Here is a 22,399-nt window from a genome sequence, read left to right as displayed (position 1 = left end):
AAAGAATAGAAGCACATTTTACATTCTTTCTATATATTCCTTTATAATATTAATACAACACCCCAAAATGCACACTAGCACATCCCTGACATACACCATCCTCAAAAAGATGTTCTGGCAAAGTCTTTGTATCACAAAACTGACACTGCTGATACCGCCTTTTTCTAAAATCAGCCACAATAATAATACTCTCTTTAATCTCCACCGCTTTCTCACTGTCACTTAATTCCTCTAGATGTTCCCATAATAATATGTGATGCGTAAACCGTGTCATATCTGGTACGACAGGACTATTCCATACCAATCTATAAAACCCTATTTCTAATTCTTTTTCTCCCGCACGAATAAACATGTTTGGATCAAAATCCAACCCTCGAACTGCGAACTCGACATCTAGTTCTTTCAACTCACAACGCTCTAATTGTTTTAATATAAATTGTTGTATCTCTGTTTTTGCTAATTTCATTAATGACTAATCTCCTTTATTACATGAAAACAAATGCCAAGTACATTCCTCTGCACTTGGCATTGCTTTTAAATATGAACTTCCTCTTTAGCAATGTCTGTTAACATCTGAATAATATTTTGACAGTCCGTATCAGTAAATAACTCGTTCATAGCCTGTATGACAATGTCTTCATCTGACCAATTACTTATATTACTTGTATTTGTGTAAATTCTTGTATACGACGCTTCTGGCCTTTTCGCCCCTGCACTTATTTTTCTTCCTTTACTTTCAAGTCTTTTTAATAACGCTAATCTCTTTTGTGATTCTAGTGGTCCAATTTCTAGCGTCAGTTTCAATCTATTATCCTTCAAGCGTTCAAACCACATAATTGCACAGTTATTTAACCACCAATTCCATTTCGGTGTTCCAAATTGTTCTTCTAGTTTGCGAAACTCCGGCATAATAAATGATGGTAGTCGATGATGAATATTGTAAAAACCTTCTTGGAACTTTTGTTCATAGACGAATAATTGAAAAGCATTAGCTAAAGTATCCGCGTCTGTTTGGCTATTCTCTACCGCAACAATTTCAGAAGAAGAATCTTCTTCTCCGTATACAAGCCCTTTTATAGTATCGCTTATAGCTGCCACCACTTGATTAAACTCAGCATTGTTATACATATCATTCATCACACGGAGAATTTCATCTTGATCTGCCCAATCACTTATATTTTCATATTCAGCATAAATTCTTGTATACATGGATCCAGCTTCTTTTGATTTTTCTTTAATAGTAATTCCATTTTCCTCTAACTTGCATAATAACTTTAATCTCTGTTTGTATTCCAACGGCCCAACTTCAACAATAAGCTTCATACGCCCATCTACTTTTCTTTCGAACCAAGTTATAAGAGCATTGTTTAGCCACCACTCATGATTAGGAACACCAACAATCTCATCAAGCTGTTTCCATTCTTCGAAAATGAAAGATGGAATGCGAATATGTTCATGGTAACAATCTTCTGGCATTTGATTTTTCTCTACAAATTGTAAAAATGCCTCTCTCATGACGCTATTTCCAGCTCCATGTATAAAGTGAAGCGTTTCAGCATACTTCTTATAAATTTTGCGAAGATCTTCTTTTTCTTCAACGCTCAATTTCTTTACAGCGCTTAACAACTCTTTATTAACAAACTTTCCAACTACTTTTCCGTTACCATTTAAACATAGAAAATCAACAGCGGCCTTATGGCTCTTGTACACTGTTAACGCTAGTTCAATGTCTTCCTCATCACGAACTAGTTCTCCTTCTAATATATCAATATAGTAGGAAAGGAAATTTTTTATCGTACTAGACGTATACTCACTATAAATCTCCAATTGCCCTTTTAGAATATTTAATATATCTCCATAATCTAAAGTAAGATACGATTTATGACTTGGAGCGCTACCATCTAAACTTAAAAAAATTGGAATGATCGTATACCCTTCATATTTCTCACTAACAAAGTTTATGTAATTTTGTAATTGTCCATCTGACTCAGATGACTTATATTTATTTTCAATCAAAATAGCAACCTTTTGCGCCTCTGATATTGCCAAAATATCAATTCGTTTATTATTTTTCGTTTGTACTTCGCGAAACACTTCCAAATCTTGAAGGGACTGCTTATGTAACTTAATAAAATTATATTGACCAATTAACTCCTCATTCTCCACTTTTACAAACGTTTTAGAAAGGATCTTATTTACAAACATAGAACCTAAATGATGATTCTCCGTTGGGTCCAGTAACCAAGCAATCATATTAGAATGCCTAATCTCAAACTTATCCACCTTTAATATTTTAAAAGGATTAAAACGATTAAACTTACTATGTAACTTCTCAAACTCAATTGAATTATCTAACAGTGATAAAATCTCAAAATTATAATCCATTCCCCACACCACCGTTTATAAATTTGTGAATCAATTCTCTTGAATAATCATTTTAATGAATTATGATAAATAAATTATAACTTATAATGTGGCATTATTTATGTCACATATCCTATTTCTTACAAATGAACATTCATCAATCACTAAATTTCACCATCCCCCCATACCACCCACTACTCTCCTCCAAAAACCCCCTCGTCTCCCCACTATCCTTATAATAAGAATTCCACCCTCTCTCCCTCAAAATCCCCTTCCAACTATCACTCTCCACCATCCTCTTAATCACACCATCCCAATAAGCAACCTCTTCCTCCGTCATATCTTTCGGGCCCATAATTCCTTTCCAGTGCTGGAAGATGACGTCGATTCCTTGTTCTTTCCATGTTGGGATTTCTGGTAGTCGATCTAGGCGTTTTGGTGCGGATACGGCTAGTATTTTTATTTTGCCGGCTTTGTATTGTTTTTCGGCTTCGGATAGGGTCATGGTTGCGGCGCCTATTTGTTTGTTCGTTAGGGCGTTTATGATTTTTTCTTTGTTTTCGTAGACGAAGAATTGTAGTTCGGCTGGGTTTATGCCGAATGCTTTGCTTACTTGTACGAATGATAGATGATCGTCGTTTCCTAGGCCAGGGGCAACGCCGATTTTGAAGTTTTCCTTGTCTTGTTTTAGTTGCTCCATTAGTTGTTTTGCGTTTTCTATGTTTGAGTCTTTTGATACGACAACGACTTCCCAATCTGATGCAAGTAGCGCGAGCGGCGTGAAGTCTTTATATGTTAGTTTACTGTGGCCTAGTAGGTTGTTCGTTATGAGTAAGCTTGAGTTAATCGCCAGTACGTGACCGCCTTTTTGTTTCGTATATTTCCATCCGACATCCCCGCTGCCACCTACTTTGTTTGTGACTTTGATTGGTTTTGTGAAGATTTTTTCTTCTGTTAGCGTTTTTTGCATTGCTCGTGCTGTTAAGTCCCATCCGGCTCCTTGAACGTTCGGCGCAACGATTTCTACTTCTTCTATGTTCACTTTATTCTTGTTCGTTTTTTCTACAGAACAACCAGCTATTACTCCTGTCATGATCCATATACATAGTAATAATCGGTTTTTCATAGTCCTCGTCCTATTCGATATTTTCGTTCTGGTCGTCCGATAATGCCGTATGTGTACTCTACTGTGCATTCGTTTGTCGCTACTAAGTATTCTAAGTATCTTCTTGCGGTTGTTCTGGAGGCACCCATTTGTTCTCCCATTTCTTCTATTGTAATTCCCTCTTCGAATCCTTTTATAATCCCTTTCACTTTTTGCAGTGTTAACGGGTCCACACCTGTCGGTAAGTTTTTTATGTCTTGTGTTTGCGAAATGCCGAAGAAGTTATCGATGAGTGCTTGATTTACTTCATTGCTATTATGTAATAGTTGCTTCTTTCTTTTATAGTCTTCAATTGTGCGAACGAATTTTTCTAACGTGACCGGTTTTATAAGGTAGTTACTTACGCCGTTTCGAATTGCTTTTTCTAGCATATAGTTTTCATTCGCCGCTGTTACCATAATGACGTCAACGTTTGGAAAGTCTGCATGGATTTTCGGCAATAAGTCTGTTCCGATTCCGTCTGGTAAATAATTATCTAATAGAAGTAAATCGATTTCTTCCCTTTGTAGTAGTTCCATCGTTTCTTTCGCGTTCAATGCTTTTCCAATCACTTTTACGTCCTTTATTTTTGATAAAAACTCTTCCTGAATTTGTGCGACGCGGAAATCATCTTCTGCAATTGCAACCTTCAACATATAACCATCCCCCTGTTTGTCATGTACTTTCTCTCAATGTTTTCGGAAGGTAAATTGTAAAAATAGCTCCCCCATTTTTCTCGTTTTGAATTTCAATTGTTCCCCCTAGTAAATCTACCATTTCTTTTACGTTCGCTAGTCCGTAACCACGATTGTTCCCCTTCGTTGAAAACCCTTTTTGAAAAATGGTCGTGATTTTTTCAGCTGGTATCCCTATTCCACTATCTATCACTTCAAACACAATATCGTGTCCAATATCTGTAACAAAGAAGGAAACATTCTTTTCCTCTTGCTCACTCACCGCATCAAACGCATTGTCGATTATATTTCCAAGGATCGTAATAAGGTGCGAAACTTTTATATGGTCTGGTAACGGATGAAGCGCACTATCTCCTTCAATATGAAAGTCAATTTTCTTCTCAGACGCCGTTCCGATTTTCCCTAATAAAATAGCTTGTACTTTCGCATCGTGAATTTGATGAAATAAAATATGGTTTTGGCTTTGATGAATGTTCGATTCTTGCTGGATAAATTCAATCGCTTCTTTGTAATGTCCTAACTGAAGTAATCCCGATAAGACGAAAAGCTTATTTGTAAATTCATGTGTTTGAGCACGTAAGTCCTCAGAATATTTTCTTACCTCAGATATTGTATTCACTAAGTTTTGCAGTTCTGTTTTATCTCTAAAACTACATACAACTCCTACCGTAATGTTATTTTCGAGTATCGGTGTCATGTTTAAAATAAACACTTTATCTTGAAACGCGATTTCTTGATCGCTTTCTAACACTCGTTCCATATTAAATTCCGGTAAAACTTTTGAAATGTGTTGCTGCATATAATCACCATTTACATGAAGCATCTCTTCTGCCGAAGTGTTCATCATCGTAATAAAACCGTTTTGATCAATAGCGATAATTCCTTCTTTTATAGATAGTAGTATCGCGCTTCGTTCCCGGTATAGCGCTGCGATTTCATTCGGCTCTAAACCAAGTGTATCTTTCCGAATGCTACGTGCTAAAAGAATGCCGCCAACAATGCCGGCTAGTAATACAGCTAAGGAAAAGAGTATAATTTCTTTCGTCCTGCTCAGTATGTTAGATTCAATACCTTTTATTAAAAACTCTACTGTCACAACACCTACGACTTGATCATAGTCTCCGTTATGAACAATAATAGGTGCTTTCGCCATTAAAGCCGGACCACTTTCACCATTTCCTTCGAGCGTATAATAGCCACCAAAAGTGAGTGCTTCATAGTTATATGGATTGTTACTCTTTTTGCCAATTAAATCCGAATTAGAATGGGAATACATCACCCCAAAGCGATCTTCTATAATGACAGTATCTGCGCCAGCTTGTTCACGAACTTGTTCCGCAATGGATTGAATCGTACTTTTATGCTCGTTATTTTGAAAAGCATCTTTTATAGCTGGCATAAAAGAAAGCGACTTCGCTGTTTGCAGTGCTAACTGCTCCACTTGGCGCTTCGTATCAACGGACTGAATGTAAACAAATATTCCCGCTAATAGGAGAACGACAAATAAAATTAACGCGATAATTAAGCTTACTATTTTCGTTTGTAATGACACTTTTCGTGATTTCTTCATACTTCATATCCTTTGATAAAATATTCAAAACTATCAATCTCCTTTTTCTATTATTATGACAAAACTAATAATGAAGCAACTATTAAAACTCTCCATGTACATAAAGTACAAAAAGAATAAAATTGTCATAATATTGAGATTTTATTCTATAGACAGTACAATTCAACTACAATAAAAACGCTTTCATATCTATCATTTTATTACTAAGCAAGAGGAGGAATGATTATGGCTCAAGTAAAATCTAATCGAGTCGCCGGCAATATTTTCAAAGGTTCTGTCGGCAATTTAATTGAATGGTACGACTGGTACGTTTACTCTGCTTTCGCTGTTTACTTCTCAGCAGAGTTCTTTCCTAAAGGAGATCCAACGAGTCAGTTATTGAACACAGCAGCTATTTTCGCAGTTGGGTTTTTAATGCGCCCTATCGGAAGTTTATTAATGGGACGTTATGCGGATCGGCACGGACGCCGGGCAGCATTAACGCTTTCGATTACGGTTATGGCCGGTGGTTCTTTAATTATCGCCTGTACACCTAGTTACGAAAGCATCGGTATTATGGCACCAATTATTTTAGTTCTTGCCCGTTTACTGCAAGGATTATCACTTGGCGGAGAGTACGGAACTTCCGCAACGTATTTATCTGAAATGGCTAGTAGTGGTCGCCGAGGCTTTTATTCAAGCTTCCAATATGTAACGCTCGTCGCTGGACAGATGGTTGCGTTAGGCGTTCAAATTGTTCTTCAGCAATTGCTAAGCGAACCAGATATGAAAGCTTGGGGCTGGCGTATTCCATTCATTATTGGAGCAATGGGTGCAGTAGCTGTATTATGGCTTCGCCGCACGATGGATGAATCAGAGCAGTTTTCAAACATAAAATCGCAAAAACGCGAAAGCGCAGGAACTGTTCGCGCGCTTATGAAACACCCGAAAGCAGTATTAACAGTAGTCGGCCTAACATTAGGAGGTACTGTCGCATTCTATACGTACACAACATATTTACAAAAGTTCATGGTAAACACAGTCGGTCTTCCGAAAGAAGTTGTAAGCTGGATTAATTTTGTCGCACTACTTATTTTCGTCGTACTTCAACCAATTGCGGGGCTATTATCCGATAAAATTGGACGCCGCCCACTATTAATGGCATTCGGTATTCTCGGAACGTTACTAACAGCGCCAATCTTCTTCTTCCTAGAAAAAACGACAGAACCAATGGTAGCATTCTTACTCATGATGGTCGGTCTCATTATCGTTACTGGTTACACTTCCATTAACGCAATTGTAAAAGCAGAACTCTTCCCAACCGAAATTCGCGCACTTGGCGTAGGTTTACCATATGCATTAACCGTTGCGATATTCGGTGGAACCGCAGAGTTCATCGCATTATGGCTAAAGAGTATCGGAATGGAATCACTATTCTACTTCTACGTAGCTGGATGTATCGCTATCAGCTTTATCACATATTGGCGTATGGATGAGTCATCGAAGACTTCGCAGATTGAGGCGGAGCTTGGTGGTGGGGATAGTTTAAAGAATGGTACTAGTTCAAAATAATGCAGTACGGGAGGTCACCTTGAAAGAGGTGGCCCCTTCGTATACTTTTTCAAAGGATCTAACATCAAAAAAGCTTTCTGCTGACAAATTAAAACCATCTTTTAAACTTGGAAATCCTTATTTCAAATTTATCATTAACAAGATTATTTTTAAGACTTCCCCTCCTCCTAATACATATTTTCGTTATGGTTTCTAGTTCTCTTTTAACAAAAATATATGAACTAATTTTCAGTTTTATTTAATAGTATTTTAGTAGGTTTTAAAATTTTTTTAATTTTTTCCTATGACTGTCATGTAGGGATTTATAGGTTTTTTCACACTGCTTTTTGGGCGGATATTATTTCACATGGTGTACTATCTATGTTACCCTTTTATTAGGGTGGTTGTTCCAATACGCTCAAAAATTGTAATAAAAGGGGTTTTATGTATGAAGAAGCTACTATCTTATTTACTAATTTTTTCTATGGTACTTTTAGCTTCCTTTCCAATGAATTCTTCGTACGCTAAAACTAATGATGATCAGTTGTCAATTGATGAATCTATTTTAGCTACTAAAGAATTCTTCAAAACTACTAAAGTAGTGAAGGAAAATGAAGTTACAGTAGATGATGTTACAAAAGGTCAATTACTGGAGAAAGCTAAAGAATTAATTTCATCAGGAACTGTAAAACCAGTTGGTGGTACAGAAATTGATGTAGATAAACTTTTAGTAAGAGGAATTAAGACACCATTTGGTGTAGAGTATTCTGTTTTTGATTCATCTGTTACTACAGATGATCAAGGAATTGTGAATTCACTTAAACTCTTTAATATGGTTTTTACTGATAAGGTTGAATTAAAAAACACTTATGAATTAAAGTCTAATAGAAACAAAGATAATCTAGCTACTACTAAGATGTGGATCGATAATAAACTAGCAAGTTCTGCCGATTTAGATTTAACTACTGTGATTAATGATTCATCCGCTGATGAAAAAGGAACAGATATACTTACTACAGAACTTGCACCAAAAACTGATAAGGCCGTTCAATATGGATGGACAAAAAGATGGAAATGTACTCAAAGTTGTGTAGCGTCTAAAGGTGTAAATATGCTAGTAATTGCTGGATTACTTGCAGCTTGTGGAGTTTCATGTACCGCTGGTGTACCAGCAACAGCAGGAACAGCTTGCTATGCATGTGTAAACTCTGCCGGTATCGTGGGAGTAAATACAGTCCTTGGTTGTCTCGATGAATGTGATTCATAACAATATCTATTGATTGAATATTTTGTAATTTAGGGAGGATGAAAACATTGATGAAACTATTTTTCTTTTTAGCTGCCCTATCAGCAATAATATTCACAGTGCTTGGTAAAGCTATGTTAGGAATTGTATGTACCTCAATATTTTTTGTAGCAGCATTATTTTTTAGTAAACCTAGATTTAAAAATGATGAATAATGCTATTATACACAAACGAAAACTCAAGTTATTTTGACTTGAGTTTTTCGCTTCTACATCAATAGATTAGGAGTGAATTGGATTTAGGAGCCTTTACTTTTATAAAGGCAAAAGATCCTAATGATTATTATGCAAAGTAATTTGTATGACTAAAGATTCCTTTCTATTACAAACAAAATTCATTAAAGCAGAAGAATCTTTAAGACCGACTGCATCGCATTTACAGATAATCAAAAAGAATAGTCATAAATATCATCTATATAAGGATGATTAAATAAAAAGACCACGAATAGGTAGCCTCAAAAAATGAGTTAAAAAACTATCAACTCACAGAAAATTCCGCTAAAATGATTGTTATATATGATCGAAAATGTAGAATGAAATTAAAGACAAAAAAAACATTTAGGAGGTTATCATGACATTTGATGAATTGAAAAAAAACAAACCAACAACCTCATGGGTTGAGTATGATGAAGATGGGGAATTTTTCACTGAAGAAAATATAAGTGCAACAAATAAGGTTCTTGACACTTACATTAACAACTTACAGCAATTAGGTGAGAATCCAACCGAAGTCGAAGTAATGCAAGTTGTTAAAGAGGTCGTTATTAAAATAAATGAACTAAATATCGAACATAACCATTTTATCGAAACAATGGAAAGAGAAGATCTCTATGAATTTATCGATGAAGCAGCACAAATAGCTGGTTTAGAATCCGAAGAAGATATAACAGAAGAATGGCGGGAATGGTAAAAAAGCTGCATACTTGGTGTCTAAATTTACTCCTTCATAAAACTTTGTCCCTTATTCTCCAATTGGGAAATAAGGGACAAATAAAGCCAATCAAATACTAATATATATTAAAATCTCCATTCATTTCCCATTACTTTAAAATACATCTTTTCAAATCCCCTAAAATACTTACTGTAAATACTTAACGTTTCAATATACGTATGAATAACTTCGCTTAAATCAAAATGAACACCATCTTTAGCTAAGTCATAGCTATCATCTAGACCATATAATTCAAAGTATTCCACCTCCCAATGCACACCCCTGTTGACTAAAAGTCTGGTGGTGCATTTAATTGATTCTTCAATCGTCAGTTCATGTTCTTTTAGTTTTTCATGAATGATGGAAAGAGTTAATTTAATAGTGTATTCTTCATCAACCGTGCTACTAAACTCAAATAACTTCCTTTCCATATCATCTATCTTTGCTTTAGACATTAAGGATATCTCAATTAATTCATATGGTGGATTTTCACTTGCTTCAATCAATTTATCACACCATTGAATTACTTCAGCTTTACTCCACAACCCACAGCAAAGTCCTAAACCATAAATATGAGTTAATTTTCGAACTAAATCCAAAGTTTCTCACCTGCATTTTTGTTTAATTTCAACAGAATATATGATACATCACATTTGAAATGTATTCAGGCATTATAAACAAAAAGAACACCACAATCTCAATACACTTTCATGTGCCAAAATATATGGACCGCCAAACCAAACAAAAAAAGACCACCAAAAGGCAGTCCCTCAAAACTCAATCCTATTCCCCACCCCACGCTCCACCGCTTTCTCAAACAAATACTTCGCAACAATAATATCCACTACCGCCAAACCAACCGATTTAAAAACAGTAATCTCTTCATCGCTTTCGCGGCCAGCTCTTTCTCCGCTTATAATTTGACCAAGTTCAGCATGAATGTCGCTTGCTTTAAATAAACCTTCTCGCACTGGAACTTGAAGGTCCCCTGTCTCTTCTAGTGCTGCTTCTTTCGATTCGACTACTACTTTGTTTGCATTAGCGATGGCGTGAGATGGTAGTTCTTGCATGTTCGGTTTGAATGAACCAACGGCGTTTATGTGGACGCCTTTTTGTAGTTTTTCTGAGAAGACTGGTGTGGATGCGTTCGTAGTTGTGACGATGATGTCTGCTTCGCTTATTGCTTCATTTGCGTTTGTGTGAACATAAGCAGGTTTATTGAATCTCTCTTGTATATATTGCGAAAATGCATATGCTTTTTCTTCTGTTCGATTGTATAAAATGACTTTTTCGATGTCTCTTACCGCAAATACTGCTTCGGCAATCCCTTTCGCCTGTTCTCCTGTGCCGATTATGCATAACGTTTTTGCGTTATGACGAGCTAAATGTTTTGTCGCTACTCCTGATAGGGCCCCTGTTCGAATCATCGTTAAGTAGGATCCTTCTAAAAGTGCGAGCGGTTCTCCCGTTTGAAAGTCTGACAGCATCACAATCCCGTTTATCGTTTTCTTTCCTACCTTTTTGTTCTCGGGGACTACTGTTACTACTTTTAAGCCAAGTGCCTCAAGTCCTTCCGCTACTGAAGGCATAATTAAGGCCGTATTTTTCTCGTTCGCAAAAGGTAATGAGCCGCGAATTGGTGTAATCGTTCTTTCTGCGGAAAATTCCTTTAAAGCAAGCGCCGCGTATTCAATGACTTCATTCATATTTACTAAGTTTCTTTGTTCGTTCGCGCTTATGACTAGCATATCTTTCCACCTCCTCCCTTTATCCTAACAAAAATCCCCGATTCAAATCATCTCTCGGATCTATAACGAATTGATGAAATCCTGTAATAAAGGCATGCCCCGTTACTTTTGGGATGACAGCTTCATATGTATCTACCGCGGTTATCGACAATACTTCTCCCTCAAACTTCCCGTCAGTAATGCATTCGTGGACGAAAATCTCTCCCTTTTGTAGGACATCTCTTTCAAAAAGCGTTGCGATTCTTGCGGAAGTTCCTGTGCCGCAAGGAGAACGATCTACTTGCCCATCAGCGAAAATCGTTACATTTCGTAAAGTTGCGTCTTCCCCTTTCGGTTCATCTGAGAAAATAACGCCGTATATTCCTTTTAACCCTTCTTCAAGTGGATGTTTTACTTCCATTTTGCTCTCGATGTAGTGCTTAATTTTACCGCCCCACGTTTGAATAGCAGATAAGTCTTTGAAATTGACTTTCAAGCCAAATTCTTTACAGTCTACTACCGCATAAAAAGCTCCGCCAAACGCAATATCTACTTGAAATTCATAGTCATCTATTTTAATAGGAACGTCTTTTTTATATACAAATGAAGGGACATTTTCAAACGATACGGACTCTACTTCACTCCCGTTATATTTTGCGTACGCAATCACTTCTCCAGCAGGGCTATCAATAATGAACTTCTGTTTCTCACCTGTCACTTCAAACATACCTGTTTCAATTCCGACTGTAATAACAGCGATAATGCCGTGACCACACATGGTACTCCAGCCTTCATTGTGCATAAATAATACGCCAAAATCAGCATGAGCACTTGCAGGCGGAGTAATGATACAACCGTACATGCCGTGATGTCCTCTCGGTTCATACATAAGAATTTCGCGAAGATGATCCAAATGTTCCATGCAGTATGCGCGTCTTTCTAGCTGTGTTTCTCCTTTTATTTCTGGCACGCCGCCTGTAATAATTCGAAGCGGTTCCCCAGCTACGTGAGCATCAATTGTCGTGTACACTTTACTAACCTTCATTTCTATCTCTCCCCTATATGTTGATACTCTTTTTATTGCAAATATCATGCCAACGCATAGGGTATAAATTTGTATACATTGTGTAAAAAAGCATACACTACTGTCTATTTTTTTATACACGGTCCGGAAACTATTTTATGGAACACCTTGATACAACTAGGCTTATTATTTTCAATGGAAAGTTACTTCCACCCCCAACATATACTGTTCAAAAGCAAAAAGGAAGTGATCCAATGTATTACGGAACAAAGGGCTGGTACGTAGCTGAATTAAAAAAATTAGGCGTGCGCTATCACGAAGGGCGAAAACTAGAAAGTTACCGCGGACATGTCTTACGCAATTTATTACTTGCACAACAAGAGAAATTAAAAGAACAGTAATATACTAATGGAAAGATATCGACTTACCGACAAATTCCACCTAAACTACCAACCAATCACACACCAACACAAAGCAAAAAAAGGTCACCCAAACGGGTGACCTTCTTTTCTTATTCACAAACGAGAATTTGTCTAGTAAATGATCCTTTTCTTGTAACACAGCGATCTGTAATTTCGAATCCTGCTTCATGGATCATGTCGTCCATTGTTTCCATCGTGACAACGACTACCTTTTTAGCAATGCGGCGCGCACTTGAAAGAATGGAGAGCTGGTCTTCTGGTGTGGCGTGCGTGAATAAGTCGTACGGCATATCGATAATAGCAACGTCGTAGTTCTCAGTAATTTCCTCGATTGGACCTTTTGTTACTGTTCCTTCAAACCCGAAATGTGCGATGTTTTTTCTCGTTCCAAGCACCACAAGTGGATTTATATCTCTACCAACGATGTTAATCCCCATAGAAAGTGCTTCCACTACTACTGTTCCAATACCGCAGCACGGGTCAATTGCTCGTATTCCATCCGGATTTGGTACAGCAATATTGGCAACTGATCTCGCAACACGTGTGCTAAGAGATGTCGAATAACTATGCGGTTTTTTTATATGATGATACCAAACTGGTTCACTTTCTACATAATGCCCGAAATACCAACGTCCTCCAAGAGGAACAATCCCGAATACACGCTCTGGATTACGAACATCCGCTTCTCCCTCAATATGCATACCGAGGTCACGTTCAATGAGACGTCTTTCCCCATATTCAATTTTATTTTCTTTCCCAAGGTCATTGATTTTAACGAAGATAACTTTAAATGACGCCCCCGCCAAATCAATTTGTTCCACTTGTTTTAAAATACTTTCTAAGTCGTCTCCTTCATACATAACCTCAACGCGCTCTTTCATAAACGCACTTCTACTCGGATCAATTTTGACATCACTTTTCAAAATATTAACGTGAGACTCTGTTCCAAAGAACGAGCGCATTTCCAAGTAACATAAAGCACGCTCCTCCTCGCGAAATGCATACGTATATATACATGCAGGTGTTTTACTATGATTATTCAATCTATTACCATCCTCTATCGTTTAAAATTGTTATAATTACAATTGCTACAATACTTTTTCGTGTAAAATTAAATGATATCACATGCCTGAAATAAAGAGAAACGTTAATAAATAAAAGAGACTGCCATTGGCAATCTCTTTTTATTTATTAACGGAAAGAAGATACGTTATTACCCTTCGCTTCGTAATAATCTAAAATACCTTGATAAATCGCTTCTGCTGCAGCTTGTCTCTGTTTTGGTGTAGCAATTTTATCTGCATCACTTTTATTATCTACAAATGCTAATTCTGTTAATACAGCTGGCATTGTATTTTCTCTAGTTACGTATAAGTCCTGATGTCTTATACCACGATCTTTTGTTCCAAGTGCTGCTACAAGACGGTCTTGAATTTTTTGTGCTAATAACATACTGTCTTCTACATGCGGATTCGTTACTTTTGCTCTTGCTGACTGATAATATAATGTTTCTGTACCTTGTCCATTTTTCTTTTCAGAACCATTAGCATGGATACTTACAAAAATATCTCCATTATTTTTTTGAGCAAACTCTACTCGTTTTTTCAATGAATCTGTTGAGTCTACTCCTGGACGTGTATTATCTGTACGAGTGAACATAACAGTAAATGGTGCCTTTTGCTCAAATACTTTCTTTAATCGTAATGATACATCTAATACAGTTTGACTTTCTTTCTCATAATAACCAGGATTACCCGAGTCAATTCCGCCGTGACCTGGATCAATAATAATCGCTTTACCTTCTAAGAAGTTCCCTTGCTTCACTGGATTTAACTGATTTTTATCAACCCACTGGAATCCAGCGCCTACGCGAATACGAATCCAACTTCCACTCTCTTCCATAATCGTTACTGTTTGTGCATTATATGTACCTAGCACTTGAGAACTATGTGAAGCTTTTTCATAAGCAGTAAATCCTTCATTAATCGTTTCTGTTTTTTCTTGTAGAGGTGTCCACTTCTCACCTTTACTTGTTACAATTTTCAACCAGCCGTCTGCTCTTTGTTCTTTCACTTCAACCATTTGTGGCTTATGCTGAACGTCAGTAATACCTGATGATAATGATGGTTGATGATATGTAATAAAGTTTCTGTTCATATACATTCTTTTTGATGTATTTGTTTTATCTTTATCAGCCTTTGCAATGAACTGAGCTGTTTCTGCACGCGTTACAGTTCCTTCAGGATTCCAGCCATTTCCCGTACCATTAGAAATCTCTAAAGCTACTAAAATATTAGCTTGGCTCTTACCCCAATGAGGTTCTAAATCTTTAAACTGTGTTGGAAGTTCTCCAATAATTTTCTTATCTAATGAGTACGCTTGTACTAACATAGATGCCATAGATGCACGGTTCATTTTGCCGAATGGATTGAAATTACCAGTACCATCTCCATTAATTGCACCTGCTTTTTCCACTGCAGCAATGTACGGTGCTGCCCAATGGCTTTGTGCATCTTTAAAAGATGGTTTTGCTTTTGGATCAATTGGTAAACCAAGAACGACTGCTAAGATTTTTGCAGCTGATCCTCTATCTACTGCTTCCGATGGAGAAAACGTTCCATCTGGCTTTCCATCAAGCGCTTTTTTCCCTACTAAATAATCAACTGATTCTTGCGCCCATGTAGGAACATCCGAAAACTTCTTCGCTGCTGCGAAACTACTTACTGGAGACGATAATAAACTTGCGGCTAAAATACCTGCCGCGACTGCACGATACTTCATAAAAAATAATACTCCTCTCAACAATCATCTTTTAATAACGCGTAATCTTAATATATAAATCAAAATAAACTCAGACAAAAAAAATTAGTGCGCCTCTATCATTTTATAATACTCGAATTATGTAGTAAACCTACTTTCTTAATATTGTAAAATAAATTACAATTAATTTACTTTTTGTTGAATATAATCGTTTAAGCTAGTTTTAAATCGATACATCTATGTCGATTTCTCTGCAAAAAAATAGGCTACCCCTGGCAACCTATTTCTTTTCTTATTCCGTAATCATCTCTGATAATACATATGAATAAACAAGTGCTTCTGTATGTGCAATCGAACTTTCATGTGTGCGCTCAAATGCATGAGAAGAATCAATACCCGCTCCAATTAATGCATGTTTCACATCAAATCCAGCGCGAATCGCAGCTGATGCATCCGATCCGTAGTACGGATAAATATCTACTTTATATTCAATATTGTTCGTTTTCGCAAGCTCTACTAAATGTTTACGCAGTGCATAATGATACGGACCGCTAGAGTCTTTTGCACAAATAGATACTGTATATTCATCAGATGCTTGTCCATCACCTAACGCTCCCATATCAACCGCTAAATATTCAACCGTTTCTTCTGGAATGTTAGAATTACCACCGTATCCAATCTCTTCATTATTAGAAATTAAGAAATGAGTTGTATATGGTAATGTTACGTTTTCGTCTTGTAATCTCTTAATTAATTTTAATAGAATCGCAACACTTACTTTGTCATCTAAATGACGTGATTTTATGTATCCACTCTCTGTAATTTGAACGCGCGGATCGAATGAAACGAAGTCTCCTACTTCAATTCCTAATTCGCGTACTTCATCAGCTGAAAAGACACGCTCATCAATACGAACCTCAATATTTTTCTCATCGCGTTTCGCTTCACCTGCATCTTTATATACATGTACAGATGTTTGATGCATTAAAATCGTTCCTGTATACGTCTTACCGCTTGATGTCTCAATTTCGCAATATTCCCCTTCTACAGAGTTCCAGCGAAATCCACCAATCATAGAAAGACTTAGACGACCGTCAGGCTTAATTTCTTTCACCATCGCGCCTAACGTATCAACGTGTGCCGTTAATAAACGATGCTGTGCATCATTTTTTCCTTTTACCGTTAAAATAAGAGCGCCTTTATTGTTACGCTTCGTTTCTATGTTCCACTCACTTACATAGTTTTCAATAAAACGAATGATTTTCTCCGTATTTCCAGACGGACTTGGAATAGAGACAAGCTCCTTAATAAGTTCCATCGTTTCTTTCGCATGATGTGCCATTGTCGTTTCCTCCTCATTTTTTCTATTATTTAGTATACAGAATTTACTATAAATCCTCTACTCATATAGCTTAATTTTCTAAATTGTAGTAAAATTCACTAAAAAACATAGCGTTATTCATGAACACTATGTTTTCTATCAAACTATTCTTCTGACACATCTAATAAATAAATGCCTCTTTCAAACCCACCGCGCTCTATTTCTTTTTGCTTTCGTAGACGTTCTACATCTTCAATTGTTGCACCTTCTGCACGCGCTAAAGAGATAATTACTTCCAGTGCATCCGCAAGTGAATCTAGCGCATGTTCACGTTCTTTCATAGAAGCGAATTCACGAATTTCTTCCGTTCCAATTTTCGCTAAAGCTTGTATGTATGCTTGTCCTGTTAATTTTTGTGCTGTATATGTTTTTCCAGACATTAAAATCTTCTCTGGAACACGATCTCTTACTAACTTGTTATATGCTGACATCATTCAACCTCCTATATTTAATAACATCCGAGCTCTGCTTTATAGAAAAACCATTTTTTCTTCACGCACGCACTAAGCATATCAATTCCTGATCCATGCGCCCTTACGTGAGGAAAGAAATAGTGCTCTGATTCTTCTTCCTTACCATATAAAGTTTGGTACTCAGCTGGAATCGCTTCTTTTTTCACATCTTTTTCTTTCGTCACTTCGCCAGAAAACGCAACGCTTGGATGTCCTTCAAAAAACAAAGCAGTCCGTACCGCCATAGATGGTGTACTATGCAAAGCATAATATGCTATGACAATTATGCCGATAACACCGATGATTTTTTTCATATATTACTCCTTAAAAAAAGTGCTAACACAATTATACTAAAATGTGTTAGCACTTTCTCCCCTTTATCCTAATTTAACCGGCAGTAAAACTACCATTAATTAAAATTTCACTTTATTCCCCTTTAAATGCCGGCAAACGTTTTTCTAAAAATGCAGCAATGCCTTCTTTATGATCCGCTGTTTTTCTCATCGCATATTGGCCACGTTTTTCAAGTTGCAGCGTTTGTTCTAAATTAGAGCGATTTACTTCACATAAAATTTGCTTCGTTTGAACCATCGCCTTGATCGGCTTTTGTGACCATTCACTAATTTTTTGCTTCACAGCCGTTTGGAAATCCTCGCCGATTACTTCATCAATTAAGCCGATATCAAGCGCTTCTGTTGCTGATAATTTCTTTCCTTCCCAAATAATTTGCTTCGTCATATTTTCACCGACACGCTTTTGAAGGAAGAAATGGCCGCCACCATCTGGAATTAAAGCGATTCCAATAAAGTTCATCGCAATAATGGATGAAATATCCGCCATCACATAGTCAGCTGTTAATGCAATACTTAATCCAAGACCAGCAGTTGGTCCATGGATCGCACTAATCACAAGCTTCGGCATCGTATATAAAGTTACAACAACATCAGAAATAGTATTCATAATACCATCAAACTTGCTTTCATCATTACTTGAAAGCATCGATTTAATATCTCCACCCGCAGAAAAACCACGGCCGTTCCCGCATAGCACAACAATATGTGCAGAACTCTCCGCTACTTCATTCAGTTTTTGTAATAACTCTTTTAACGTTGGCTCATCTAATGCATTTAACACCTCTGGGCGATTGACCATAACCGTTGCAACGTGCCCTTCATATTTCACAATGACAGATTCTGTTTTACTTGTTACTTCCATTATATATACCCCTCTTTTCTACATAAAGATTATACTTATATAATTATAGAGAGGAGGTAAAAAACCCTTCTTTTTTCTTAATTTTCTGTCTAATAATCTCAGAATGTGTATATAGCTTTGTATAAAACGTACAATTTCGTTAAAAAATATAGCAATTAAAGTCGGTTTATCGCCTCTCCTCATCTATTTACCATTACAATGAAATGGTGTATTCTTAAGTCTGATATAAAAATTAAATATAGAAATTCATTCTCCTTCCTATTTATATAGAGGTTCTGAAATAAAGGAATGAAGAAATGGAGGAACATATGGTTACTAAGTTAAAACAGACGGATAACTCCTTCCCGCATTTCCTGCTGCTATTCATTGTGTTTCAACCAATCTTAGATTTATTAACGTCTTTTTCAATCTATGTATTACACATGAGCGCAACAGTTGGAATCGTAGTCCGTTTCGCCTTTATGCTTCTTGCATTAGGTTATCTACTTCTTCATCATAAACAACAAGGCGCGAAAAAATATATTCTTTATTTATGTCTATTTGGCATTGTACTCGCAATCGGCCTTGTGAATAATTTAATGGTCAAGTCTCCAGTTTCATTTGGAGAAGAAGTGAAATTTATTTTGAAAAGTATATATCCAATTGTACTACTGTTTGGATATATTATCGCACTAAAAGAATTAAAAAATAACGAATATGCGTTTCATAAAATCATTACGTATTTCTTATATGCAACGTTAATTTTAAGTATTTCAATCATCGCGGCTATGGCAACTGGTACAGATTTCCCAAGCTATCCGAACTCAAAGATCGGTTCAAGAGGATGGTTCTTTGCTGGAAATGATTTAAGTTCCATTTTCGCAATTATGTTCCCAATCGTTGTCTTATACTCGGTTCATAAAACAACTTCTTTCTCAAAAGCGTATTACTGGATTCCAACTGTACTTGCGATGTATGCAAGCATTATGATTGGAACAAAAGTAGGCTATGGTGCCATCGTTATTACACTTGGTATCGCTCTTTTCTTCTTATTCATTGAATATATGATACATCGTAAAAAAGAAGGAAAAGGATTCACATATCTTGTAAATACAGTTGTTGCTGCTGTCGTATTAGGAGGGTTACTCGTACTTACACCGCAAACTCCTATCGCAAAAAACATGAGCATCCATTTACAAATATATGAATACAAAAAATCAGTACAAGAAGAAAAAGACCGAAAAGAAGGAAAAGTAATTAAAGAAGAAGAACATAAGCAAGGCGAACTAACAGACTCTGAAATGAAAAGTTTAATTTACAGTGATCGCGACAAATTTTTAAAAGTATATAAACAATACTATAAAGAAGCACCACTATCTCAAAAACTATTTGGAATGGGATACGCTGGTAACTATACAACGAAAACGAAGTTAGTCGAAATGGATTTCCACGACCTATTCTTTGCATTCGGAATTGTCGGCTTCCTTATGTACGTATTGCCGCTTCTTTATTTCGGTATAAAAATATTCATTCGCATCATCACAAACTTTAAAAAACTATTTAGCGTAAAGCATATGCTACTAGCTAGCACACTCGTCTTATCGCTCGGTATCGGTTTTATGTCTGGACACGTATTAACAGCACCAGCCGTTAGCATTTTCTTCGTTGTGATACTCGCTTACTTAATTGTTGATTTAGAAATAGAATAAAAGAAGCAGCATCCATCTGGATGCTGCTTCTTTTCTATTCCAACCCTTTACCGCCTCTAGCATTCAAAGTACTAATTCTTTCTGCTCCAGTAATCATTGGTTTTGCTCGCTTAATTAAATTTTGTGTAGACTCTAACATTAAAGATGCTTTATGTGCTTCTTCATTACTCCACACTTCAAAAACATATACAGCATTCGGCTCGTCATCAGAAGTACTTACAATATACACCTCACAACTATGAAGTGAGTTCATCGATTCCGCAGCCTCTAGCAAAATATTCGTTAATTCTTCCCGATTACGTTCTTCCACAATAAACTTACCGTACAATCCGAATTTACTCATTCTTCTCTCCCCTAATTATGTCACTTCCCTTATCTCACAATTAATAATTCCCATAAAGTGAAACTTTAATCAGTGGGGTTTTCTTCATCCCCCACTGATTATTAGCCCTCACCAATCGGACTTTAATGGGCAGCCCGACCCCCACCTAACATCTTTGCTTTCGCTGAATTTTAAGGTGGGGGTCTTACTGCCCATTAAAGCGGGATAAATCACTCAAATACCTTCTTTTCCATTTAAAAAACACTAATGGCACACTTTCTTATGTATGAAATTAGAAACTATTTATATAGAAGAATTATTTTAATCGAATTATTAACATGATAAAATATTAAAGGCACTATTATATAAAAGAATATATAATAGATATGTCGGTTTTTTTGCACGAAATGTATTTCGAAAAAGTGAGGAGAGTCCTTTGGTATTTAGTAGTTCGATTTTCTTATTTATCTTTTTACCTCTCGTATTATTTTTCTATTTTATAGTGCGTGCCGAGCTACGTAATTTCGTATTACTTGCATTTAGTTTAATTTTCTATGCATGGGGCGAACCACGTTTCGTTCTTTTAATGCTCTTTTCTATTGTATTAAACTACTGCTTCGGCCTACTCGTGCATCATTATGATAAACGAAAAAATATGAAAGTCACATTTTTAATTATGGCTGTGGTCGGAAATATTTTATTACTGTCTTATTTTAAATATATTTCATTTTTCACAGACATTTTAAACAACGCTTTACATTTATCTATTCATGTGGAACCTATTCCACTACCAATCGGAATTTCATTTTATACATTCCAAGCGATGTCCTATGTCATCGATATATACCGTAAAGATGGAGAAGTTCAAAAAAATCCACTTAACTTAGCGCTATATATATCTATTTTCCCTCAGCTTATTGCCGGACCAATTGTTCGTTACAATATCGTCGCTGAGCAAATTAAAACGCGCATCCATTCTTTTGAACGATTCACAGAAGGCATTCAAATTTTCGTTCTCGGACTAGCAAAAAAGATATTAATCGCCAACCAAGTCGGATTTGTAGCCGATAAAATATTTGCCTTACCACCATCTGAAATAAGTGTTGGAACGGCATGGATTGGTATTATCGCCTACACCCTGCAAATTTATTTCGATTTCTCAGGGTACTCTGATATGGCAATCGGAATTGGAAAAATGTTCGGATTTGATTTCCCGAAAAACTTCAACTACCCGTACATCTCTAAATCTATTTCAGAATTTTGGAGAAGATGGCATATTACACTTGGTTCTTGGTTCCGCGATTACATATATATACCGCTCGGCGGAAACCGCGTTTCCAAACTAGTGAATTATCGTAATCTCTTCATCGTATGGGGATTAACTGGTTTATGGCACGGAGCGAGTTGGACATTTATCGTATGGGGCTTATATTACGGCTTTATTATTTCAATTGAAAAAGCTGGATTCGAAAAAATATTAAACAAACTATGGAAACCGCTGCAACATGCATACGTATTACTAATCGTTATGATTGGTTGGGTCTTCTTCCGAGCTGACAACTTCGCTTACTCATTCCAATATTTAAAAGCGATGTTCGGCATAGGGGGACAATCTTTCATTGATGACAATACCATGTTATACGTACATGAATACATTATCGTATTTCTCATTGCCTGTATCGCAGCGACCCCAATTTTAAAACGCATGAAAAACATACTAGAACTTGCGCCAAAAACGTATATGTTCACGATGCAAATTGTACGTCCTATATTACTACTAACATTATTTATGATTTCAGTTATGTACTTGATTAACTCAACATATAATCCATTTATTTATTTCAGGTTTTAACTTATATGGGAAGGAAA

Annotated in this window: 22 protein-coding genes; 7 read left to right on the top strand and 15 right to left on the bottom strand. The window is 36.5% G+C overall.

Annotated elements, in window-relative coordinates; genetic code table 11:
- Positions 1–49: 49 nt before the first annotated feature.
- The 5 genes from FS742_RS14545 to FS742_RS14525 form a co-directional block, all read right to left on the bottom strand.
- The gene (locus FS742_RS14545; protein WP_144613182.1) at positions 50–466 is read right to left on the bottom strand and encodes a hypothetical protein; all 417 of its coding nucleotides are present in this window, start codon (positions 464–466) and stop codon (positions 50–52) included.
- 68 nt (positions 467–534) lie between these two features.
- Positions 535–2,385 (bottom strand): PDDEXK-like family protein, encoded by a 1,851-nt coding sequence (locus FS742_RS14540; RefSeq protein ID WP_144613180.1) that lies wholly within the window; start codon positions 2,383–2,385, stop codon positions 535–537.
- Positions 2,386–2,521: 136 nt separating this feature from the next.
- Complete coding sequence (locus FS742_RS14535) at positions 2,522–3,490, bottom strand: tripartite tricarboxylate transporter substrate binding protein (RefSeq protein WP_144613178.1); 969 nt, start codon at positions 3,488–3,490, stop codon at positions 2,522–2,524.
- Positions 3,487–4,164 (bottom strand): response regulator, encoded by a 678-nt coding sequence (locus FS742_RS14530; RefSeq protein WP_144613176.1) that lies wholly within the window; start codon positions 4,162–4,164, stop codon positions 3,487–3,489. Before FS742_RS14530 ends, FS742_RS14535 begins: the two co-directional genes overlap by 4 nt.
- Positions 4,165–4,183: 19 nt before the next feature.
- Positions 4,184–5,773 (bottom strand): ATP-binding protein, encoded by a 1,590-nt coding sequence (locus FS742_RS14525; protein WP_144613174.1) that lies wholly within the window; start codon positions 5,771–5,773, stop codon positions 4,184–4,186.
- Between the two features lie 225 nt (positions 5,774–5,998).
- Between FS742_RS14525 and FS742_RS14520 the strand changes: the two genes are divergently transcribed.
- From FS742_RS14520 to FS742_RS14510, 4 genes are all read left to right on the top strand, one after another.
- Complete coding sequence (locus FS742_RS14520; RefSeq protein ID WP_144613172.1) at positions 5,999–7,324, top strand: MFS transporter; 1,326 nt, start codon at positions 5,999–6,001, stop codon at positions 7,322–7,324.
- 427 nt (positions 7,325–7,751) lie between these two features.
- On the top strand, positions 7,752–8,570 hold the full coding sequence (locus tag FS742_RS14515; RefSeq protein ID WP_144613170.1) for a hypothetical protein: 819 nt from the start codon (positions 7,752–7,754) through the stop codon (positions 8,568–8,570).
- A 47-nt stretch (positions 8,571–8,617) separates the two neighbouring features.
- Positions 8,618–8,764, top strand: coding sequence for a hypothetical protein (locus tag FS742_RS27590; RefSeq protein ID WP_161491745.1), 147 nt, complete (start codon positions 8,618–8,620; stop codon positions 8,762–8,764).
- Between the two features lie 415 nt (positions 8,765–9,179).
- Positions 9,180–9,518 carry a hypothetical protein gene (locus FS742_RS14510; protein ID WP_144613168.1) on the top strand — a complete coding sequence of 113 codons (339 nt, stop codon included), beginning with the start codon at positions 9,180–9,182 and terminating at the stop codon, positions 9,516–9,518.
- 107 nt (positions 9,519–9,625) lie between these two features.
- On the opposite strand, the gene FS742_RS14505 is transcribed toward FS742_RS14510, so the two are convergent.
- From FS742_RS14505 to FS742_RS14495, 3 genes are all read right to left on the bottom strand, one after another.
- Positions 9,626–10,138 carry a protein kinase gene (locus FS742_RS14505; protein ID WP_144613166.1) on the bottom strand — a complete coding sequence of 171 codons (513 nt, stop codon included), beginning with the start codon at positions 10,136–10,138 and terminating at the stop codon, positions 9,626–9,628.
- Between the two features lie 171 nt (positions 10,139–10,309).
- The gene (locus tag FS742_RS14500; protein ID WP_144613164.1) at positions 10,310–11,287 is read right to left on the bottom strand and encodes an ornithine cyclodeaminase family protein; all 978 of its coding nucleotides are present in this window, start codon (positions 11,285–11,287) and stop codon (positions 10,310–10,312) included.
- A 19-nt stretch (positions 11,288–11,306) separates the two neighbouring features.
- Positions 11,307–12,311, bottom strand: coding sequence for a proline racemase family protein (locus FS742_RS14495; RefSeq protein ID WP_144613162.1), 1,005 nt, complete (start codon positions 12,309–12,311; stop codon positions 11,307–11,309).
- Positions 12,312–12,448: 137 nt separating this feature from the next.
- Here FS742_RS14495 and FS742_RS14490 point away from each other — a divergent pair, with 137 nt between their 5' ends.
- On the top strand, positions 12,449–12,691 hold the full coding sequence (locus FS742_RS14490; RefSeq protein ID WP_141478163.1) for a YflJ family protein: 243 nt from the start codon (positions 12,449–12,451) through the stop codon (positions 12,689–12,691).
- Between the two features lie 110 nt (positions 12,692–12,801).
- Here the strand turns inward: FS742_RS14490 and FS742_RS14485 are convergent, their stop codons facing one another.
- The 6 genes from FS742_RS14485 to FS742_RS14460 form a co-directional block, all read right to left on the bottom strand.
- Positions 12,802–13,755: a TRM11 family SAM-dependent methyltransferase gene (locus FS742_RS14485; RefSeq protein WP_144613160.1), complete on the bottom strand. Its 954-nt coding sequence runs from the start codon at positions 13,753–13,755 to the stop codon at positions 12,802–12,804.
- A gap of 148 nt (positions 13,756–13,903) precedes the next feature.
- Entirely contained in the window at positions 13,904–15,493 is a 1,590-nt protein-coding gene (locus tag FS742_RS14480; RefSeq protein WP_144613158.1) for an N-acetylmuramoyl-L-alanine amidase, read from the bottom strand.
- 271 nt (positions 15,494–15,764) lie between these two features.
- Positions 15,765–16,814 carry a M42 family metallopeptidase gene (locus FS742_RS14475; RefSeq protein ID WP_144613157.1) on the bottom strand — a complete coding sequence of 350 codons (1,050 nt, stop codon included), beginning with the start codon at positions 16,812–16,814 and terminating at the stop codon, positions 15,765–15,767.
- Between the two features lie 143 nt (positions 16,815–16,957).
- Positions 16,958–17,284, bottom strand: coding sequence for a nucleoside triphosphate pyrophosphohydrolase (locus tag FS742_RS14470; protein ID WP_001277353.1), 327 nt, complete (start codon positions 17,282–17,284; stop codon positions 16,958–16,960).
- Positions 17,285–17,301: 17 nt separating this feature from the next.
- Positions 17,302–17,619, bottom strand: coding sequence for a hypothetical protein (locus FS742_RS14465; protein ID WP_144613155.1), 318 nt, complete (start codon positions 17,617–17,619; stop codon positions 17,302–17,304).
- A gap of 112 nt (positions 17,620–17,731) precedes the next feature.
- The gene (locus FS742_RS14460; RefSeq protein WP_144613153.1) at positions 17,732–18,520 is read right to left on the bottom strand and encodes an enoyl-CoA hydratase; all 789 of its coding nucleotides are present in this window, start codon (positions 18,518–18,520) and stop codon (positions 17,732–17,734) included.
- A gap of 308 nt (positions 18,521–18,828) precedes the next feature.
- Between FS742_RS14460 and FS742_RS14455 the strand changes: the two genes are divergently transcribed.
- Entirely contained in the window at positions 18,829–20,208 is a 1,380-nt protein-coding gene (locus FS742_RS14455; protein WP_144613151.1) for an O-antigen ligase family protein, read from the top strand.
- Positions 20,209–20,242: 34 nt separating this feature from the next.
- Here the strand turns inward: FS742_RS14455 and FS742_RS14450 are convergent, their stop codons facing one another.
- Complete coding sequence (locus tag FS742_RS14450; protein WP_076535808.1) at positions 20,243–20,551, bottom strand: putative quinol monooxygenase; 309 nt, start codon at positions 20,549–20,551, stop codon at positions 20,243–20,245.
- A 415-nt stretch (positions 20,552–20,966) separates the two neighbouring features.
- Between FS742_RS14450 and FS742_RS14445 the strand changes: the two genes are divergently transcribed.
- Positions 20,967–22,382: an MBOAT family O-acyltransferase gene (locus FS742_RS14445; protein WP_144613149.1), complete on the top strand. Its 1,416-nt coding sequence runs from the start codon at positions 20,967–20,969 to the stop codon at positions 22,380–22,382.
- Positions 22,383–22,399: the final 17 nt, after the last annotated feature.

This window comes from Bacillus cereus (assembly GCF_007678085.1).
GTDB classification, from domain to species: domain Bacteria; phylum Bacillota; class Bacilli; order Bacillales; family Bacillaceae_G; genus Bacillus_A; species Bacillus_A cereus_BE.
Note: the sequence above shows the minus strand (reverse complement) of the source record. Positions and strands in the feature narration are given on the sequence as shown.

What these genes read in the sequence shown, in the direction of transcription:
- FS742_RS14545 (WP_144613182.1), bottom strand. Translation starts at nt 466, where the DNA reads ATGAAATTAGCAAAAACAGAGATACAACAATTTATATTAAAACAATTA.
- FS742_RS14540 (WP_144613180.1), bottom strand. Translation starts at nt 2,385, where the DNA reads ATGGATTATAATTTTGAGATTTTATCACTGTTAGATAATTCAATTGAG.
- FS742_RS14535 (WP_144613178.1), bottom strand. Translation starts at nt 3,490, where the DNA reads ATGAAAAACCGATTATTACTATGTATATGGATCATGACAGGAGTAATA.
- FS742_RS14530 (WP_144613176.1), bottom strand. Translation starts at nt 4,164, where the DNA reads ATGTTGAAGGTTGCAATTGCAGAAGATGATTTCCGCGTCGCACAAATT.
- FS742_RS14525 (WP_144613174.1), bottom strand. Translation starts at nt 5,773, where the DNA reads ATGAAGAAATCACGAAAAGTGTCATTACAAACGAAAATAGTAAGCTTA.
- FS742_RS14520 (WP_144613172.1), top strand. Translation starts at nt 5,999, where the DNA reads ATGGCTCAAGTAAAATCTAATCGAGTCGCCGGCAATATTTTCAAAGGT.
- FS742_RS14515 (WP_144613170.1), top strand. Translation starts at nt 7,752, where the DNA reads ATGAAGAAGCTACTATCTTATTTACTAATTTTTTCTATGGTACTTTTA.
- FS742_RS14510 (WP_144613168.1), top strand. Translation starts at nt 9,180, where the DNA reads ATGACATTTGATGAATTGAAAAAAAACAAACCAACAACCTCATGGGTT.
- FS742_RS14500 (WP_144613164.1), bottom strand. Translation starts at nt 11,287, where the DNA reads ATGCTAGTCATAAGCGCGAACGAACAAAGAAACTTAGTAAATATGAAT.
- FS742_RS14495 (WP_144613162.1), bottom strand. Translation starts at nt 12,311, where the DNA reads ATGAAGGTTAGTAAAGTGTACACGACAATTGATGCTCACGTAGCTGGG.
- FS742_RS14490 (WP_141478163.1), top strand. Translation starts at nt 12,449, where the DNA reads ATGGAACACCTTGATACAACTAGGCTTATTATTTTCAATGGAAAGTTA.
- FS742_RS14480 (WP_144613158.1), bottom strand. Translation starts at nt 15,493, where the DNA reads ATGAAGTATCGTGCAGTCGCGGCAGGTATTTTAGCCGCAAGTTTATTA.
- FS742_RS14475 (WP_144613157.1), bottom strand. Translation starts at nt 16,814, where the DNA reads ATGGCACATCATGCGAAAGAAACGATGGAACTTATTAAGGAGCTTGTC.
- FS742_RS14470 (WP_001277353.1), bottom strand. Translation starts at nt 17,284, where the DNA reads ATGTCAGCATATAACAAGTTAGTAAGAGATCGTGTTCCAGAGAAGATT.
- FS742_RS14465 (WP_144613155.1), bottom strand. Translation starts at nt 17,619, where the DNA reads ATGAAAAAAATCATCGGTGTTATCGGCATAATTGTCATAGCATATTAT.
- FS742_RS14460 (WP_144613153.1), bottom strand. Translation starts at nt 18,520, where the DNA reads ATGGAAGTAACAAGTAAAACAGAATCTGTCATTGTGAAATATGAAGGG.
- FS742_RS14455 (WP_144613151.1), top strand. Translation starts at nt 18,829, where the DNA reads ATGGTTACTAAGTTAAAACAGACGGATAACTCCTTCCCGCATTTCCTG.
- FS742_RS14450 (WP_076535808.1), bottom strand. Translation starts at nt 20,551, where the DNA reads ATGAGTAAATTCGGATTGTACGGTAAGTTTATTGTGGAAGAACGTAAT.